This is a genomic window from Pedococcus sp. P1_H8 (genome assembly GCF_056405175.1).
On the sequence record NZ_JBFUCP010000007.1, the window covers coordinates 319,028 to 335,425 of the forward strand.

Below are 16,398 nucleotides of genomic sequence, written 5' to 3' on the forward strand. Positions count from 1 at the left end.
GGTCACCGCACGTGACCACCACCCGACGCCACCCTGCGTGGTTGCTGCCGACGATCGTCGGCGTGGTGGCGGTCGTTCTCGCCTGGCTGCGGTGGATCGACCCGACGACGTGGAACCTCGTCGACCTCGAGGTCTTCATGCGGGGCGGACAGGCGGTGCTCGACGGCACCACTCCCTACGCCAGCACCGCCGGTGGCCTGGAGTTCACCTACCCGCCGTTCGCCGCGGTCGCGTTCGTGCCACTGGCGCTGCTGGGCGGGGCCGCAGGGTGGGTGATGTCGGCACTCTCGCTCGCGGCGCTCGTGGTGGTGGCCCAGCTCTCCCTGCGCCCAGGGTCCCGCCCGGGCCGGACGCGCCCCATCCAGCTCGTCTGGCTGGTGGCGCTGCTCCTCGTGGCCTGGGCGCTCGAACCCGTCCAGCGCACGCTGATCTTCGGCCAGGTCAACCTCATCCTCGCTGCCCTCGTGATGCTGGACGTTTTTGTCGTCCCGGCGCGGTTCAGGGGAGTTCTCACGGGGCTGGCCGCGGGGATCAAGCTGACCCCCGCCTTCTTCCTCGTCTACTTTCTCGTGCGCCGCGACTGGGCGGCCGCTGCGCGCTGCGCGGTCTCCGGGGCCCTCACGGTGCTCGTGGCATGGCTGGTCCTGCCGGCCGAGTCCTCGCGCTACTGGCTCCACGACCTGACGACGATGAACAAGTTCGGCGGCTACGCACTGGAGCCCACCAACCAGTCTGTGCGGGCGACATGGGTCCGGCTCCTCGACGGTGACCCGGGGCCCTGGTACGCCGTCAGTGCGGTACTCGTCGTGGTGCTCTCAGGCTTTGCAGCGCAGCGCCTCGAACGCGCCGGGGACCACCTGGCCGCGCTCACCGCCGTCGCCGCCGGCGCACTGCTCGTCTCGCCGATCTCGTGGACCCACCACTGGGTCTGGGTCGTGCCGGCGCTGGTGGTCATGGCCCGCCGGGGCTGGCGGGTCGCGACAGTCGTGGTCGTGCTCCTCATGTTCCTGCCGCCGATGTGGGCGGCCGACGGTGACCCCCTTCGGCTGTCCGCGGCCGAGCAGGTGGTCGCCTCGACGTACGTGTTGTTGGCCCTGGTCTACCTCGCCGTGCTGGCGCTGCCGCCGCGGGGAGCGCGCCGGGCAGGCCTCATTGAGCCAGGTTGAGCACCTCGGTCGCTGACAGCGCCAGAAGGACGGCCGCGCAGCGACCGCCACTGCAGCGGCCGGTGCGAGCGGGCACGAACCAGCTGGCGGTGTTCGGTTGCGGAGTGCTGGTCATGTCGTACGAACGGCTGAGATCCTCGTGACAAACGTGCTGAACCGGCCAGCGTGACCCCTCCCTCGGCCTTGCGTGGGCATTCTTGCGTGATGCCCCGATGGAATGAGAGGAAGGTCCGTTATGTTCCAACGCTTCGAGTCTGACGTCGTCGTCGTCGGAGGCGCTGGACACGTCGGTCTCCCGCTGGCCATCGCGTTCGCATCCACGGGGCTTCGCGTGACGATCTTTGACATTGACGCCGCCGCCGTCGCCAGGATCAGTTCCGGGGAACTGCCCTTCAAGGAGGACGGCGCTGACGACATGCTGGTGGAGGCGCTCGCCAACAGGACCCTGCAGGTCAGCACCGATCCCACTGTCGTCTCTTCAGCCGAGACCGTGGTGATCGTCGTCGGGACGCCGGTGGATTCCCACTTGAGCCCGGACCCGAGTGCTGTGCCTGGAGCGTTGCGATCGCTCAAGCCGTTCCTGCGTGACGGTCAACTCATCGTCCTTCGAAGCACGGTGTATCCAGGGGTGACGGCGAAGGTCGAGGCGTTGCTCAGTGACATGCAACTTGATGTGGCCTTCTGCCCTGAGCGAATCGCCGAAGGAAGGGCGATGCAAGAGCTCTTCGAATTGCCGCAGTTGGTGGGCGCACGCTCGGCCCAGGCCAGGCAGCGCGCCGCGTCCCTGTTCGGGAAGCTCACCAACACGGTCGTCGAGCTGCAACCCGAAGAGGCAGAGCTCGCGAAGCTCTTCACCAACTCGTGGCGGTACATCAAGTTCGCGGCCGCCAACCAGTTCTTCATGATGGCCACCGACCACGGCGTGGACTACGAGACCGTCCGTTCGGCGCTGATGCTCGACTACCCCCGGGCTGCAGACCTCCCTGGCGCCGGGTTCGCGGCTGGCCCGTGCCTCTTCAAGGACACCATGCAGCTTGCTGCATTCGCCGAAAGCTCTTTCGGGCTCGGGCATTCGGCAATGCTGGTGAATGAAGGGCTGCCGAAGTACGTGGTTGGTCGCATGGCCAGGTCCTACCCGCTTCACTCGATGAGGGTCGGCATCCTCGGAATGGCGTTCAAGGGCGAGAGCGACGACACGCGCTCGAGCCTCAGCTATGCCCTGAAGCGATCGCTCGGCTTCCTGGCTCACGAGGTGATGACGACAGACCCGTATGTGACGACCGACGCGGAGATTCGACCTCTTGCCGAGGTTCTGGATCGGGCAGACCTGCTCGTCATCGGTGCTCCTCACGACTCGTACCGCGACCTCTGCACGGATAAGCCCGTCGTCGACATCTGGAACCTGACCCCGAACGGCGTGGTGCCGTGACGCTCGGCGTCTCCGTCGTCATCCCGGCACATGAGGAGCACGAGAATGTGGTTGCCGTCCTTGATCGGATCTTCCGCGAGGTCACCATCGAGTGCGAGGTGCTCGTGGTCGTGGACACGGCCGACGATTCCACGCTCCCTGTCCTGCGTGAGTACGAGCGGGGAGACTCTCGTCTGAGGCCACTGGTGAGCTCCTACGGTCGCGGTCCGGCCGAGGCCATCCGGTTCGGCTTCGACCAGGCAACGATGCCGGTGGTGGTGGTCACGATGGCCGATGGCAGTGATGACCCACGACAAATCGACGATCTCGCGCGGCTCGTCGACCGCGGCGTGGTGATTGCGGCCGCCTCGCGGTACTGCGCCGGAGGGCAACAGATCGGCGGTCCACTGTTCAAGACTCTGTTGTCCCGGACCGCAGGCGTGTCCCTGTCGCTCCTTGGTCGAGTGGGGACGAGGGATGCCACCAACAGCTTCAAGGCGTACTCGGCGGACTTCGTCCGGCGCGTGGGAATCGACAGCCGCAGTGGCTTCGAGATCGGGATCGAGCTGACGGCCAAGGCTCGCCGTCTTCGCCTGCCCGTTGCGGAACTCCCCACGATCTGGTTGGAGCGAGGGGCCGGTCACTCCAAGTTCCAGCTGGCGGTCTGGGTGCCCAAGTACCTGCACTGGTACGCCTTCGCATTCGGTCCCCAGCTCACGACACAAGAAGTCCGCGGTCGATCTGCGGACATCGTCCGGATGGACGACCTACAGGAAAGGCCACCCGCGTGAGTCCCGCTCAGCAACGTGTTCTCGTCACCGGATCTGCCGGCTTCATCGGCGGCTACGTGGTGGAGGAACTCCTCGGCCGTGGCTACCACGTGACTGGCCTGGACAACTTCTCCAAGTACGGTCCGGTGCGTAGGGCCTACGACGGCCATGAGCGCTACCGCTTCGTCGAGGGGGACGCCCGCGATGTCGAGCTCATGACGACGCTGGCCGCCGACTGCGACCACCTGATTGCGGGCGCCGCGATGATCGGTGGAATCTCGTACTTCCACACCTACGCGTACGACCTGCTGGCCACGAACGAGCGGATCATGGCATCGACCTGCGACGCTGCGATCGAGGCCATGCGGGCTGGCCGCCTGAGAAAGGTCACTTACCTCAGTTCATCGATGGTCTACGAATCGACGGACTCATGGCCGTCGGTCGAAGGGGATGAACTGCGGGTACCGCCGCCGCACTCTTCCTATGGCTTCCAGAAGCTTGCCGTGGAGTACTACGCCCGTGCTGCGTGGAGCCAGCACTCGCTGCCCTACACCATCGTTCGTCCCTTCAACTGTGTCGGGACCGGTGAGCAGCGCGCGCTCGGCGACGTCGAGATCCTCAGTGGGAATGTCAGCCTCGCCATGAGTCACGTCGTGCCGGATCTGGTTCAGAAAGTCCTCAAGGGACAGGATCCCCTGCACGTACTCGGAGACGGAGATCAAATCCGGCACTACACGTACGCAGGGGATTTGGCGACGGGAATCGTCGAAGCCATGGCGAATCCTGCTGCCAGGAACGAAGACTTCAACCTTTCCACCGATGAGTCGACGACGGTGCGTGACCTCGCGGCCCTCATCTGGCGCAAGATCCACGGGGACCACCACCCCCTGCGCCTGGTGCACGACGACCCCTACGAGCATGACGTGCAGAGGCGAGTGCCGAGCGTGTCCAAGGCATCGGAGGTACTGGGCTTCCGGGCCGAAACCCGCCTTGATGACATGCTCGACGTGGTGATCCCCTGGGTCCGCAAGGCGATCGAGGAGGGCACCCTGTGAGTCGCTGGACGTTTCGCCTCAATGGGTGCAAACACAATTAGTGCAAAACGGCCTCAGCCGACGTCTCGGCTAACACGCCGACGGGAGTGGCATGCACTCCTCCTTCTGATAACCGCAGGCAGTGTCATGCGCCTTCCGCAACTGTCTCATGGCCTGTACGGGGATCATGCCTTCAGGCAGACCCAGACCAGCTTCGCCGTTCGCGAGTACAGCCGCCATGGCATCGACCTTCTGAGAACGCCACTACCTATCTTCGGCTCACACGCAAACGTCCCGTTCGAGTTCCCGCTATTGCAGACTCTCGCCGCCCTCCTGACGCACTTGGGGACGAGTCCTGAGATGGCTGCGCGGATGATCGGTCTTGTGACGTTCCAAATCTCCGTTGCGTTGACCTGGGCGTTGGCGCGACGCTGGTTCGGAGTCACCACTGCCCACGTCAGCGCATTCGTCATGGAGCTGTTGCCGTTTGGTCTGGAGTGGGGTGCCGCCGCATTGATCGACTTTGGCTCCGTCGCCATGGCGATGGCCATGGTGCTGTCACTTGACAACTACTTCCGACGGGGCGGTCGCCACGCGTTAGCGCTAGTTTGTGCCTTCTCCTGCCTGACAGGACTTGTCAAGGTAACCACCCTGATCCCATGGAGCATCGCGGCCGGCGTCGCCGCACTTGCCTTGCCAAGAACCCGAATCCTGCTCCAGCGGGCGGCTGTTGGGCTTGGCGCCGGACCCGTGAGTGGATTTGCGGCCGCCGTCCTCTGGACCCACTACGCGGACTCGGTGAAGGCGACCGATCCGGCGACACGATTCATCACCAGCGAAGCCTTACGCGACTGGAACTTCGGGACTCTGTCCGAGCGGCTGTCCATCGAATCCTATCTAGCGCTCAGCCATCACGCCCTCTTGGAAGTCGGCAGCCCAGTCGGGATCTCGGTGGCCATCGCGGGCGCCGGCGCGTTGTGGGGTGCGGGCAACTTGTGGCACCGCTTGGCGCTGGCGGTGGGATTCATCAGCGCACCCCTCGTGCTCTTCAACCTCTATGCAGTGCACTCTTACTATTGGATCGCCGTCTTTCCAGCTTTCGTGATCTTGTGCGCACTCGGCATAGTGACCATGGCCGCACGGCTGCAACCCGCCGGGCGCCCAGAGGCGGGAGTCGTGGCAGCGCTCGCCGGACTCCTTGTGGTCACCGCAGCCGTACTTCCCCTCGGCTCCTCCGAGACATCACAATTCATGTACGACAAAGCACCGCCGGTCTTAGCTGCGGACTTGGCGAGACGAACGTCGCCTTTGGAAGAAGTCCTGGTTATTGGTTGCGACTGGGATCCAACACTTCTCTACGCGGCGGACCGTCAGGGATTCATGGTTCGCGGCGCCGAAAGCGCATCCCTACCTCCTGCCGACTCCCTAAGCAGGTACCGCGTTCTCGTTCGTTGCTCGCTCTCCCTGAATCCTGACGACTACCTCCCTCGCGGGTGGCACTCAACCCCCACAGACGATCCACACTTCTACACGATCGCGCGAGCAAGTTGACCCAATCCGCGGCCTAGTGGGCGAGCCGAAACACGGTGGCCGTGGTCAGGTCGGCCAGCTCTACGGCTGGGACGAGGAGCTTGCTCGCGCGGATGCCGCTACCGATCACGACCAGGCCCGCCGCGACGACTGCCTCGTCGACGAGGACCGGCCAGTCCGCCGGGAGCCCGATCGGCGTGATACCGCCGTACTCCATCAGGGTCAGCTCGACCGCCCGGTCCATCGGAGCGAAGCTGATCTTGCGCACGTCCAGGTGCCGGCGCACCGCGCCGTTGATGTCGGCGCGCATCGAGGCCAGCACCAGCACCGCGGCATACCGCACCTCGCCACCGCGCTTGCCGGCGACGACCACGCAGTTGGCCGAGCTCTCCATCGCCACCTCGTAGGCCTCGCAGAACGCCGCCGTGTCGGCGAGCTCGGCATCGATCGGCGCGACCCTCGCCGACGGTGTGGTGGCGATCGCCTGCGCCACCGGCGCCGCCAACAGCTCGGTATGCCGCGTGGCCGGCTCCCAGTTCAGGTTTCCTTCGGCGGTGCCCATGTCGCTGACGGTAGCGCCCACACCGATACGCTGTCGGCCATGTCGACTGAGGGTGGGACCAGAGCCGTCGTGGCCGCACTGCTGGCCAACCTCGGGATCGCGATCACGAAGTTCATCGCGTTCTTCCTGACCGGCTTCAGCTCGATGCTGGCCGAGGCGATCCACTCGCTGGCCGACTCCGGCAACCAGCTGCTGCTGCTCACCGGAGGCCGCAGGGCCAAGCGGGCGGCGACGCCCGAGCACCCCTTCGGGTTCGGCCGCGAACGCTACGTCTACGCGTTCATCGTCTCGATCGTCCTGTTCAGCATCGGTGGCCTGTTCGCCCTGTACGAGGCGTACCACAAGTGGCACGAGACCCACGACCTGCACGACTTCGACCCGTTCAGCGACGAGCACGGTGGCAGCGCCCAGTGGTGGTGGGTCCCGGTGGTCGTGCTGGCCGTCGCGATCGTCCTCGAGTCGTTCTCGTTCCGCACCGCGATCCTGGAGTCCAACAAGGTCCGCGGTCGCCGCAAGTGGCTCGAGTTCGTCCGCGGGGCCAAGGCTCCCGAGCTGCCCGTCATCCTGTTGGAGGACCTCGCCGCGTTGTTCGGCCTCGTCTTCGCCTTCCTCGGGGTGGGGCTCATGCTGCTCACCAAGAACCCTCTCTTCGACGTCATCGGCACCGGCCTGATCGGTCTGCTCCTCGTGGCGGTCGCGATCTTCCTCGCCATCGAGATGAAGTCACTGCTGCTCGGCGAGTCGGCGTCGCCGGAGCACATCGGACGGATCGTCGCCGCCATCGAGTCCGTCGACGGCATCGACCGGGTCATCCACCAGCGCACCCTGCACGTGGGCCCGGAGGAGGTCGTCGTCGCCGCGAAGGTGGCGGTCCCCGCAGGCACGACGGCGCAGGACATCGCCGACGCGATCAACGCGGCTGAGGTCAGGGCCCGCGAGGCGGCTCCCGACCTCACGCTGCTGATGTACCTCGAGCCGGACATCGACGTCGGCACGGGCGAGCGCCCCGTGTGGCAGCACAGCGAAGCCACCCTCACCGACGCGGCCGACGACCCGCTGCCGACGACCGACGCCTCGGCACCGGGATCGCCCCAGCACGACTGACGACTGACGAACGTGGGGCGGCGTTGAGGGCGTCGGCCCGCGTCGGCGTGGTCGCAAACCATGGCCAAACGGACGATGCCTGCGCGTGTGCCGCGGTTCATGCTGGATTGCTGTCGCCGCCCGAAGGGAACCCACCGTCATGCCTCGCCCCAGCCGTCTGGAGATGTTCAGACAGGCCCTCTGGGTCGCCTTGATACCCGGCGCGGTCCTCTTCCTCGTCATGCAGGTGGTCGTGCACATCTCGCACGGGATGGTCGGTGCCGACTCGCACGCGTACTGGGCGGCTGCTCGCTGGCCGGAGACGTGGTACACCCGACCGCCGGCGCACTGGGACGCCTATCTCTACTCGCCGGCCTTCGCGCAGGCCCTGTGGCCGGTGGGTCGGCTGCCATGGCACGTCTTCCAGGTGCTTTGGGCAGGTGCCCAGGTCGCCACGCTGTGGTGGCTCCTGCGCCCGCTCGGGACACGCCGCGCGCTGACCTTGGCGCCGTTCCTCGTCACCGAGGTGCTGTTGGGCAACGTCTACATCTTCTTCGCTGGTGCGCTTGCCCTCGCGATCGGCCGGGCGCCAGGTGCGCTGGCGCTCCCGATCCTGACCAAGATCGCTCCGGGCGTCGTGGGGCTCTGGCTCGTCGTTCGTGGGGAGTGGCGTGGCGTCGTCAAGGCTGCGACGGTGACCCTGGCAGTTGCGGCGGTGTCGGTGCTGATTGCGCCCGGCGCGTGGGTGGCCTGGGGCCGTTTCATCATCGACAACTCGACGACGTCGCGGGGAGGCTTCGCCGCCCTGAGACTCGTGGTCGCCGTGCTCGTGATCGTCTGGGCTGCTCGGCGCAGCCAGGCGTGGCTGCTCGCGCCGGCCATGATCCTGGCTTGCCCGGTGCTCGGCGGGTATGGCCCGTTGGCCTTGCTTGCTGCGGTGCCACGGCTGCTGGAGTGGCAGCGTGCGCAGTCAGCCCGTGACGGGTCGGAGCAGGACGAAGCCCTGGTCTCGAGCGACGGGGACCCAGTGAAGGTCGCGCTGTAGCGCAGCTGCCAGGGGAGCAGTCTCGCGGATCAGCGCGGCCGCTGGACGCTGGCTGCTGAACGACTCCTGCCAGCCGTTCCTCGCTTCCATGCCGCTGAGATAGGACCGCGCGTGGGCCGCTCCGTAGAGCTCCGCCCTCGTGTCCACGGTGTGCTCGAGATCCGGGAACGACCACATGAGCCACCCGCCGAGCGAGTCGTCGTTGTAGACCACCGAGTGGGGCGGCAGGGACCGCAGCGCGGCCGTCAGGCCGGTCGGGACGCCGACAGGTTCCCGTGGACCTGACCATGCCGCCAGGGCGCTGACGACGATGCTCAGGGCGAGCAGACCTGCCACCAGCTGCGGCTCGCGGCCCAGGCGGGGCCGGGGTCTCCCGAGCACGCGGTCGAGAGCCTGGGCAGCCAGTGGCGCGACGATGATGGCCCCGAGGGCCACGCTCCGGGAGTAGGTGCACCCCCAGGCAAGACCGACCAGCAGTATCGAGGCGGTGCTCCAGGTGGGAAGGTCGCGCCGGACGACCCAGATGCTGACGACGACCAGCACCAGACCCGCCAGTGCCATGGTGGAAGGATCGCTCAGCTCAGGTCTGCGCCACTCCTGGATGTAGGGGCTGACCGCGCGCACGGTCCCGAAGGTCTCGAGCAGTCGCGGCCCCACCGGTGTCACCAGTGCTGCCGCGGCGGACAGCAGGGACACGGCGAGCAGCTTGAAGCCCGCCCTGAGGTCCACCCTCCGGTCCGCGAGCAGGCCGACGGTGGTGGCGACGCCGAGCATGATGCCGACGACCCAGGTGCCATGGCTGCTCGCCCAGACCCAGGTCAGGGGGATGAGCCACCACCGGACGCGCAGGTCGCGCACGGTGGAGAGCCACGCGCTGGTGGTGACGGCCAGCAGGGCGAACCCCACGAGCTGCGGGCGAGGGCTGAGGCTCGCGGCGGTCCCCAGGACGGTGATCGCACTGATCAGCGTCGCCCCCAGTGGCCCGCTCTCGCGACGACAGCTGACGTAGACGGCGACGCAGACGGCGAGCCGACCCAGCTCCGTCAGGAGCACGACGGCCGGGAGCCCGCCGACCGCGTTGGCGAGGGAGAGCCCCAGCTCGGGAAGCCACTGGGTGAGGACCCATGGCTCGGTGGTGAAGTGGGAGAGGGGGTCTGGCCCGGCGAACTGCCAGGTGGCCCGGAGGTGGTCGCCCGCCAGGACGTGCCACAGGGTGTCCGGGTCCGAGATTCCCTTGCCGGCCGGTCTGGTCAGGGCCAGCAGGAGCAGTCCGAAGCCCACCACCGGCCCCCATCGGATGAGCCCGGGTTGGTGTTCTGCCTCCGCCTCTGCAGGGCGGGCCGACTGCTGCTCCTCGTCGGTCACCTGTGGCGTCCCCACTGCGGTGACCCTAGCGTCCGGACGGCGGCGAGTCGGCCGCGAAACGTTGACCCGTGGAGGCGTTTGCCGCACCAGCGGCGTCGGTGGCCCGGACGTCCTCGATCCTCAGGGCCGCGAAGCCACCGGTCCCACCGGGGATGCGGGTGACTGCAACGGTGCTGACGAGGTTCACGTCCGTCAGCCCGGGTTGGGCCGCGATCTCGAGGACGACTGGGGTGACCCCGGTGGTCATCGTGATGGTCGACGCCGAGACCCCGGGACCGCTCACGGTGACAGTGCCCGGGCGCCCATCCAGAGCCTCGATGCCGAAGCTGATGCGCAGCCGGCGCGGGGCATCGCCCATGTTGGCGACCTGCAGCATCGTGGTCGGGCCGGTCCACTGGCCCGGGGTGCCCTCATCGTCGATCGTGACGAGCGAGGCGGGGACCGTGACCAGCGAGGGTTGCAGGACGTCGTTTCGCTCAGTGGCCTGTTGCTCGGCTGACAGGGCGCGGAACGACGCCCGCAGCGGTTCCAGGCTGTATGCCGTGAGGTTGCCGTCCGTGGTCTGCGCCGCGACCGGGCCGAGGAGCCTGCTGATCTCCTGGGTGGGGTCCGTGCCGGCGGCGTACCCGGCGCGATTGACCTCGACGGCGCAGAAGCCGGCGGCCGTCAGGTTGTCGAGGAGCTTCGCGGTGTCGGCGACCGGCAGGGCGAGCTGCCAGTCGGCCCGCGTCGTGCCGCGGATGGCGCCGTAGCTCCACGTCAGGCCGGTCGGTCCAGCAAGGCCCGGTAGGAGGTGGTCGTAGTCGTCCATCCGGCCGGGTGGTGGCTCCTCGGGGAAGGCCACCACCGGCAGCTGGAACACCGTGCAGTTGCCCACTGCGTCGTGCAGGCTGGTGCCGAAGGCAGCCAGCTCCGACTGCTCCGCCTTCAGGGCGCGGTAGTCCGGCGCGGCCGCCGGATTGGTCTGGTCGAGCACTCCCAGGACGGCGATGGCCACGGCGACCGGCCACGCGAACCGGCGACGGCGAAGGCGAGGGCGCGAGGTCAGCCAGAGTCCCACCGCGAGCAGGCCGATGAGCTCGATGAAGACGACGAGCCGCGACCAGGTCCGGATCTGCGGTGTGATGAACAGGGCCACCATCGAGCCGAGGCCGGCGCGCGTGTAGAAGGCGAGGCAGGCGAGGAGGGCGATGGAGAGCCAGCCCGAGATGACCCCCGCGGGTCTGCGCGTTGCCAAGGCCGCCAGGGTGGCCCAGACCAAGCCAGCCACACCAGCCAGAGCCACCACGCCGAGGGCAGGTCGCTCGACACTGGGAGGAGCTGCGGCAACGGAGTAGGCCCAGCTGAGGAACTGCAGCGGCCCCGCCCGGTGCTGGTACCACGGCAGCACCAGCTCGATCAGCTTGCCGGCATAGGTCTCCGACTCACCGATGACGCGGTGTGCGGGGAGGGCGCCTGAAACCGCGTCAGCAGTCCTGCCGCGCGACGCGACGAGGAGCGATGCCACGCACAGCGTCGCTGTGACCGCCGCGACCCCGATGCCGGGCAGCAGGTGCAGCGGGCGCGTGCGGGTCCCCAGGCGCACCAGCAGCGCCACGGCGAGGAGGATCAGGCTGAAGACCACGTAGTAGACGTCCGACAGCCCGACCGCCAGCAGGACGGCGCCGGTGCGCGCGGCCGTGGCGAAGGCCAGTCGTCGGCGTCGACCGGTGGACAGGAGCGCCTCACGCGTCGGCCGCAGGGCCTCGCCTCGGCCGACACGCAGCACCAGCCACAGGGCAAGCGGCACCGTCCAGTAGCCGGCCAGCCACAGGTGCCCGAACCAGAGCTGGTGGCCCGGCATCACGGCGAACAGCACGCCGACACACGCCGACATCGGCCGGCTGACTCCCAGCTGCCGCGCCAGCCAGTACGCACTGAGAGCGGCAAGGGGGAACTGGAGAACGAAGAAGACGGTGGCAACAGTGGCGGGGGAGTCGGAGAACAGCGCCAGGAGGCGGATGAGGGGCAGGTGTACGGCGTTTCCAGTGGGAAACCACGCACTGTTGAAGCCGAAGGGAGCCCCCAGGGCGGAATCCACCCCGAACCAGCTGCCGCCCATGAACTCGCGCACCTGGACGAGCACGGGCGGCGCGTCCCCCGACAGTGACAGTGGAAGCCCGGGCCTCCAGTCCCACAGTCGCAACGCCTGGATGGCGGCGGCCAGCGCGGCCAGCGCAGTGACCACGGGCCCGGCTGCAGCGCGCCCTGCGCGTCCCGCTCGCCCCGCCCACGCGCGCCGCGGCCACGCGCGCACCGCGACATCGACGCGCGCAGCGAGGTGTGGCGTCTCCGTCGTCAGGGTGTTGGTCACTGGCAGGAGTATGACGGGCGACCGGTGGGTCGGTCCGTGAGCACGCCGAGGATGAACCAAACGTACGAGATCGCATCTGCCTACAAACGTCTACCCGATCTCGCACCGAACGGCTGATGTTTGCGCACCGCACCTGCGGCAGTCTCCTTGGAGAATCGGCGCCTGCTGTCAGCGGGGGCGGTGACAACCACCCAAGGAGGGGACGTGGCAGGGACGAGCCTGGTGGGTGCCGTGACGGCCCCGCGATCGGCGCCCGCCCGTCCGGAGTCCGCCGCAAGGTCGTTCCTGCGCAGGGTGCTCGGGGACAAGAGGATCCGGTTCGTGCTCGCCGGAGGACTGAACACGGCATTCGGCTTTGCCTGCTTCGTCGCCTACCAGCACACGGTCGGTACCCACTGGGGCTACATGTGGACGCTGGCGCTCACGCACGTCACGAGTGTGCTGTTCGCGTTCGCGACCCATCGATCCTTCGTCTTCCAGGTCTCGGGGCGCCTCCTTGCCGATCTCTGGCGGTTCGAGTCCGTCTACCTCACGGCGCTGGGCCTCAATGCCGTGCTCCTGCCCTCGCTGGTGGAGCTGGGCGGCGTGCCGGTACTGGTGGCGCAAGCCGCCATCACCTGTCTCAACGTCCTCGTGAGTTGGCTCGGACACAGCCGATTCTCCTTCCGCCGGCCCTCGGCGCTGTCATGAGGGGAACCCCGATTTCCACCCAGCCACTCGTCTCGGTCGTGGTGCCCAGCTACAACAACGGCTCCTTCATCCGCGAGACGATGACCAGCATCCTGAACCAGACGTATCAGCACCTCGAGGTCATCGTGAGTGACCACGGGAGCACCGACGACACGTGGGCGCTGCTGCAGCCCTTCGCCCTCGACCCCCGGGTTCGACTGCTCCAGATCGCCAGGTCCGGGCGCGTCGCAGACAACTGGGCGAGCGCCAGCGATGGCGCCACCGGCAAGTACCTCAAGCTCGTGTGCGGTGACGACCTCCTCACGAGTGACTGCATCGAGTCCCAGGTGGCGGCCCTCGAGCGCAGCCCGGGTTCGGTCATGGTCGCGTCGCGGCGCAGTGTCGTCACGGCGGCCGGCGACCCGCTGATCCGGGGGTGGGGGCTGGCTGGCCTCATCGGTTCCTTCGACGGCGCGGTCGCCGTGAAGACTGCCGTGAAGTCGGGAACAAACCCGTTCGGCGAGCCAGCGTGCGTTCTCCTGTGCCGCGCGACGTTGTCGAAGGTGGGGGGCTGGGACGGCAGCATTCCCTACGTGATCGACCAGCACACCTACAGCAAGATGCTGCTGCACGGCACCTTTGTGGGACTCTCCGACTCCCTTGCGTCGTTCCGCCTCAGCGATGCCCAGTGGAGCGTCGAACTCGCGGGTCAGCAGTACCGCCAGGTCGTGCGGTTCCACCAGCTGCTGGCGGCTGCGGCCCCGGGAGTCCTGACGTGGGCCGATCGCCTGGAAGGTCGGGCGCGCGCGAGGGTGCTGTCCTACGCGCGCCGCTTCGCCTACAAGGCATTGTCGCGCAAGCTGGCGATGCCCGCGGGTTCCCCGTCCCTGTCCCCGTCTCGGATCCTTCCCGCAGGTACGCCGGCTGGTCTGGAATAGTTCGCTGACGTGAGCCATCCAGAGCAGGTCGGGTTCTTCCGCGCGGTCGCGCAGGCCAACCAGCCCCTGATCAGAGGGGGGTCGGTGCTCGAGGTCGGCTCCTACGACGTCAACGGCACCATCCGCAGCATCTTCGCCGACCACTCGCGGTACCTCGGAATCGACCTGGTGGACGGTCCGGGTGTCGACCGCGTCGGCTACGGCCACGAGTACGACGGAGCCGATGGGGCCTTCGACCTCAGCATCTCGGGCGAGTGTTTCGAACACGACCAGAACTGGGCAGCGACCTTCACGAACATGGCGCGACTGACGCGCCCGGGCGGCTTGGTGGCGTTCAGCTGTGCCTCGCGGGGTCGCCCCGAGCACGGCACGATCCGCACGGACTCGCAGCTGTCACCAGGCACCCAGGCGGTCGGGGACAACTACTACCGCAACCTCGTCGCAGCGGACTTCGAACGCGAGATCGACCTCGCCACGATGTTCACCAGCTGGAAGTTCTGGTTCGTCCCGACGCACTTCGACCTGTACTTCGCCGGTGTCCGCAGCGGTAGTGCAGCTGAAGCGCCCGAGGCCTCCCTCCCCGATGAGACCGAGGTGGCGAAGCTGGCTCAGCTCATGCCGCTTGCACATCGTGCAGCACGCCTGCCGCTGGCGGCGCTCGCTCGCACGCGCGCGAGCGAGGACAGGTTCCAGGACCTCACCTACCGCTACTGGAACCTGCTGTTGAGCCTTGCCGGCGAGGGCTCCACCCGCTGACTCGCGATCTCTACGGCAGTTGGTAGAACTCAGGGGAAATGGTGAGGCTGTACCTGATCCACCACCACTGGGTCGCCAGGCCGAGCAGTCCCACCGCACCGACGATCCAGATCCGACGGCGCCTCGGCATGGTGATGTCCGGGTCGGTCAGCGCCCAGACCCCGGGGATCGCCAGCAGGAAGTAGCGGATGGACGTGGTGTTCCAGTCGACGGCTGCCAGCAGGTACAACGTGTAGGTGCCGGCCCAGAGCTTGAGCAGCTGGTGCCGTTGACCGGCGGTCAGCACAAGCACCAACCCGACGGTTGTCGCGACGACCAGGACGACCGCGATCCACGGGCCTGAGGTATCAGGGGTCACGCGGTCGATGAAGCGCAGCACCGGCAGGGTGGCGATGTCGGGGTTCCAGGCCGCCTGGGTCAGGAGGTATGCCTTGCGTTCACCGGTTGTCAGAGCCGCGATCGCAGGCCACAGGAACGTTGTCGCCATGGCCCAGATGGCCAACGCAGCCGTCTGGATGACCTCGGCGCGGCTCGAGCCACGACGCCACCTCACCACGGCATAGATCGCGAAAACCGCCGCGAGGGGCAGCACCACCGCTCGAGTGAGCGACAGGATCAGCACCAGGACCGCGGTCAGCGCGCTTCGGCGTGCCTGGAAAGCCAGGAGCGCGGCAACGAGCAGGGCGAGCGCCAGGGCTTCGGTGTAGGCGATCTGCAACACCGGGGCGCAGACGAAGGTGTTGAGGACCACGGTCGCCAGTCGCGCCCCCAGTCGGTCGGTCACCGGTGCGATGAGGCGGTACACGAGCACGGTCGCCACACCGCCGGCGACGAGCGAGACCAGCACGGCCGCCAGCGGGAAGCCGAGGCCGGTCACCGCCATGAGGAGGCGCACGGTCATCGGGTAGAGGGGGAAGAAGGCCCAGACGTTCTGTCGGACGTTCCCGGACGCGTCCCGGGGCAGTTCGGAGGGATAGCCATTCTCCGCGATCTGCCAGTACCAGTGTCCGTCCCAGTTCGTGGCCGTCGTGAGGTACCCGGGAGGTGCTGTGAGACCGCCGTACGACTCCGCGAGAGGGGTGCCCGTGACGGGATTGATCGCGCCTCCGGCGTGCAGGCTGGCGATAGCGATCATGACGGCATCCGCCACCCTGATCAGGGCGTAGGCGACCAACGGCCACAGCCACCAGCGATGGGAGAGGGGGTGGCCCCCGTCCGGGTGGGGCCGGTGCTGGGCTTGGCCCTCGACCTCCCCGTCCTGGGTCGACGATGACAGCCCGGGCAGCCGGGGCCGACTCATCGCCATGCGTCGCTTTTCCTCACTTGGAACCGAAATGTCCTAGAGGGCAAGGCTATCGACCCGGCAGCGCTGGCGCGGCCGGTTGGCGCGAACAGCCTCAGCCAGCGTCGCCGCCGTCGCCGTCGCCGTCGCCGTCGCCGTTGTCGCGGTCGTCGCCGTGGTCGTTGTCGCCGTCGTCGCCATCGGGGTCGACCTGGTAGTCGCCCTTGACCTCATCCCAGGCCTCGAGCTTGTCCTCGTCGAGCTGCAGCTCGACGGTGGTGGGCTCCTCGCTCGGGGGGGCTTCGACCGCGGCGTCGGCGATCTCGCTGGGGACCCCGCTGCTGGGCTCGCTCATGGTGCTCCGTTCGTGGTGGGTACGCCCTTCCTAGTGCCGCAGGCCGCCCGGCGCACTCCGAAAATCGGGCTGACCGGCATAC

At 67.8% G+C, this 16,398-nt stretch carries 15 protein-coding genes; 10 read left to right on the forward strand and 5 right to left on the reverse strand.

Going from position 1 to position 16,398, the window contains the following annotated elements; all coding sequences use genetic code 11:
* Positions 1-11 precede the first annotated feature (11 nt).
* The 5 genes from AC1DYG_RS12515 to AC1DYG_RS12535 all read left to right on the forward strand — a co-directional run bounded on the left by AC1DYG_RS12515 (position 12) and on the right by AC1DYG_RS12535 (position 5,929).
* A complete protein-coding gene (locus AC1DYG_RS12515; protein WP_477640188.1) occupies positions 12-1,166 on the forward strand; it encodes a glycosyltransferase 87 family protein in 1,155 nt (384 codons plus the stop codon).
* Positions 1,167-1,401: 235 nt separating this feature from the next.
* A complete protein-coding gene (locus AC1DYG_RS12520) occupies positions 1,402-2,595 on the forward strand; it encodes a nucleotide sugar dehydrogenase (protein WP_477640189.1) in 1,194 nt (397 codons plus the stop codon).
* Positions 2,592-3,365 (forward strand): glycosyltransferase family 2 protein, encoded by a 774-nt coding sequence (locus AC1DYG_RS12525; protein ID WP_477640190.1) that lies wholly within the window; start codon positions 2,592-2,594, stop codon positions 3,363-3,365. Before AC1DYG_RS12520 ends, AC1DYG_RS12525 begins: the two co-directional genes overlap by 4 nt.
* Positions 3,362-4,399 carry an NAD-dependent epimerase/dehydratase family protein gene (locus AC1DYG_RS12530; protein WP_477640191.1) on the forward strand — a complete coding sequence of 346 codons (1,038 nt, stop codon included), beginning with the start codon at positions 3,362-3,364 and terminating at the stop codon, positions 4,397-4,399. Before AC1DYG_RS12525 ends, AC1DYG_RS12530 begins: the two co-directional genes overlap by 4 nt.
* 126 nt (positions 4,400-4,525) lie before the next feature.
* Positions 4,526-5,929 (forward strand): glycosyltransferase family 39 protein, encoded by a 1,404-nt coding sequence (locus AC1DYG_RS12535; RefSeq protein WP_477640192.1) that lies wholly within the window; start codon positions 4,526-4,528, stop codon positions 5,927-5,929.
* 13 nt (positions 5,930-5,942) lie between these two features.
* Here AC1DYG_RS12535 and AC1DYG_RS12540 read toward each other — a convergent pair whose 3' ends face one another.
* Positions 5,943-6,470 carry a YbaK/EbsC family protein gene (locus AC1DYG_RS12540; RefSeq protein WP_477640194.1) on the reverse strand — a complete coding sequence of 176 codons (528 nt, stop codon included), beginning with the start codon at positions 6,468-6,470 and terminating at the stop codon, positions 5,943-5,945.
* Positions 6,471-6,509: 39 nt separating this feature from the next.
* On the opposite strand from AC1DYG_RS12540, the gene AC1DYG_RS12545 reads away from it, so the two are divergent.
* Together AC1DYG_RS12545 and AC1DYG_RS12550 are read left to right on the forward strand one after the other, a co-directional pair.
* Positions 6,510-7,574, forward strand: coding sequence for a cation diffusion facilitator family transporter (locus tag AC1DYG_RS12545; protein WP_477640195.1), 1,065 nt, complete (start codon positions 6,510-6,512; stop codon positions 7,572-7,574).
* A gap of 163 nt (positions 7,575-7,737) precedes the next feature.
* Positions 7,738-8,598, forward strand: a complete 861-nt coding sequence (locus AC1DYG_RS12550) for a glycosyltransferase 87 family protein (protein ID WP_477640196.1) — start codon at positions 7,738-7,740, stop codon at positions 8,596-8,598.
* On the opposite strand, the gene AC1DYG_RS12555 is transcribed toward AC1DYG_RS12550, so the two are convergent.
* Positions 8,524-9,978 (reverse strand): hypothetical protein, encoded by a 1,455-nt coding sequence (locus AC1DYG_RS12555; RefSeq protein WP_477640197.1) that lies wholly within the window; start codon positions 9,976-9,978, stop codon positions 8,524-8,526. The two genes, AC1DYG_RS12550 and AC1DYG_RS12555, sit on opposite strands and share 75 nt — an antisense overlap.
* A 10-nt stretch (positions 9,979-9,988) precedes the next feature.
* Positions 9,989-12,316 (reverse strand): hypothetical protein, encoded by a 2,328-nt coding sequence (locus tag AC1DYG_RS12560; RefSeq protein ID WP_477640198.1) that lies wholly within the window; start codon positions 12,314-12,316, stop codon positions 9,989-9,991.
* 204 nt (positions 12,317-12,520) lie between these two features.
* On the opposite strand from AC1DYG_RS12560, the gene AC1DYG_RS12565 reads away from it, so the two are divergent.
* Genes AC1DYG_RS12565 through AC1DYG_RS12575 form a run of 3 tightly spaced genes read left to right on the forward strand, consistent with a single transcriptional unit; the run spans position 12,521 to position 14,679 of the window.
* The gene (locus tag AC1DYG_RS12565; RefSeq protein WP_477640199.1) at positions 12,521-13,006 is read left to right on the forward strand and encodes a GtrA family protein; all 486 of its coding nucleotides are present in this window, start codon (positions 12,521-12,523) and stop codon (positions 13,004-13,006) included.
* Positions 13,003-13,923, forward strand: a complete 921-nt coding sequence (locus tag AC1DYG_RS12570; RefSeq protein WP_477640200.1) for a glycosyltransferase family 2 protein — start codon at positions 13,003-13,005, stop codon at positions 13,921-13,923. Before AC1DYG_RS12565 ends, AC1DYG_RS12570 begins: the two co-directional genes overlap by 4 nt.
* Positions 13,924-13,932: 9 nt before the next feature.
* Positions 13,933-14,679 carry a methyltransferase domain-containing protein gene (locus AC1DYG_RS12575; RefSeq protein WP_477640201.1) on the forward strand — a complete coding sequence of 249 codons (747 nt, stop codon included), beginning with the start codon at positions 13,933-13,935 and terminating at the stop codon, positions 14,677-14,679.
* 10 nt (positions 14,680-14,689) lie between these two features.
* On the opposite strand, the gene AC1DYG_RS12580 is transcribed toward AC1DYG_RS12575, so the two are convergent.
* The gene (locus AC1DYG_RS12580; protein ID WP_477640202.1) at positions 14,690-15,985 is read right to left on the reverse strand and encodes a hypothetical protein; all 1,296 of its coding nucleotides are present in this window, start codon (positions 15,983-15,985) and stop codon (positions 14,690-14,692) included.
* A gap of 91 nt (positions 15,986-16,076) precedes the next feature.
* Positions 16,077-16,316 carry a hypothetical protein gene (locus tag AC1DYG_RS12585; protein WP_477640203.1) on the reverse strand — a complete coding sequence of 80 codons (240 nt, stop codon included), beginning with the start codon at positions 16,314-16,316 and terminating at the stop codon, positions 16,077-16,079.
* Positions 16,317-16,398: the final 82 nt, after the last annotated feature.

Coding starts and splice junctions, on each gene's coding strand:
- AC1DYG_RS12570 (WP_477640200.1), top strand. CDS start 13,003: ATGAGGGGAACCCCGATTTCCACCCAGCCACTCGTCTCGGTCGTGGTG.
- AC1DYG_RS12545 (WP_477640195.1), top strand. CDS start 6,510: ATGTCGACTGAGGGTGGGACCAGAGCCGTCGTGGCCGCACTGCTGGCC.
- AC1DYG_RS12580 (WP_477640202.1), bottom strand. CDS start 15,985: ATGGCGATGAGTCGGCCCCGGCTGCCCGGGCTGTCATCGTCGACCCAG.
- AC1DYG_RS12585 (WP_477640203.1), bottom strand. CDS start 16,316: ATGAGCGAGCCCAGCAGCGGGGTCCCCAGCGAGATCGCCGACGCCGCG.
- AC1DYG_RS12550 (WP_477640196.1), top strand. CDS start 7,738: ATGTTCAGACAGGCCCTCTGGGTCGCCTTGATACCCGGCGCGGTCCTC.
- AC1DYG_RS12540 (WP_477640194.1), bottom strand. CDS start 6,470: ATGGGCACCGCCGAAGGAAACCTGAACTGGGAGCCGGCCACGCGGCAT.
- AC1DYG_RS12520 (WP_477640189.1), top strand. CDS start 1,402: ATGTTCCAACGCTTCGAGTCTGACGTCGTCGTCGTCGGAGGCGCTGGA.
- AC1DYG_RS12535 (WP_477640192.1), top strand. CDS start 4,526: ATGCGCCTTCCGCAACTGTCTCATGGCCTGTACGGGGATCATGCCTTC.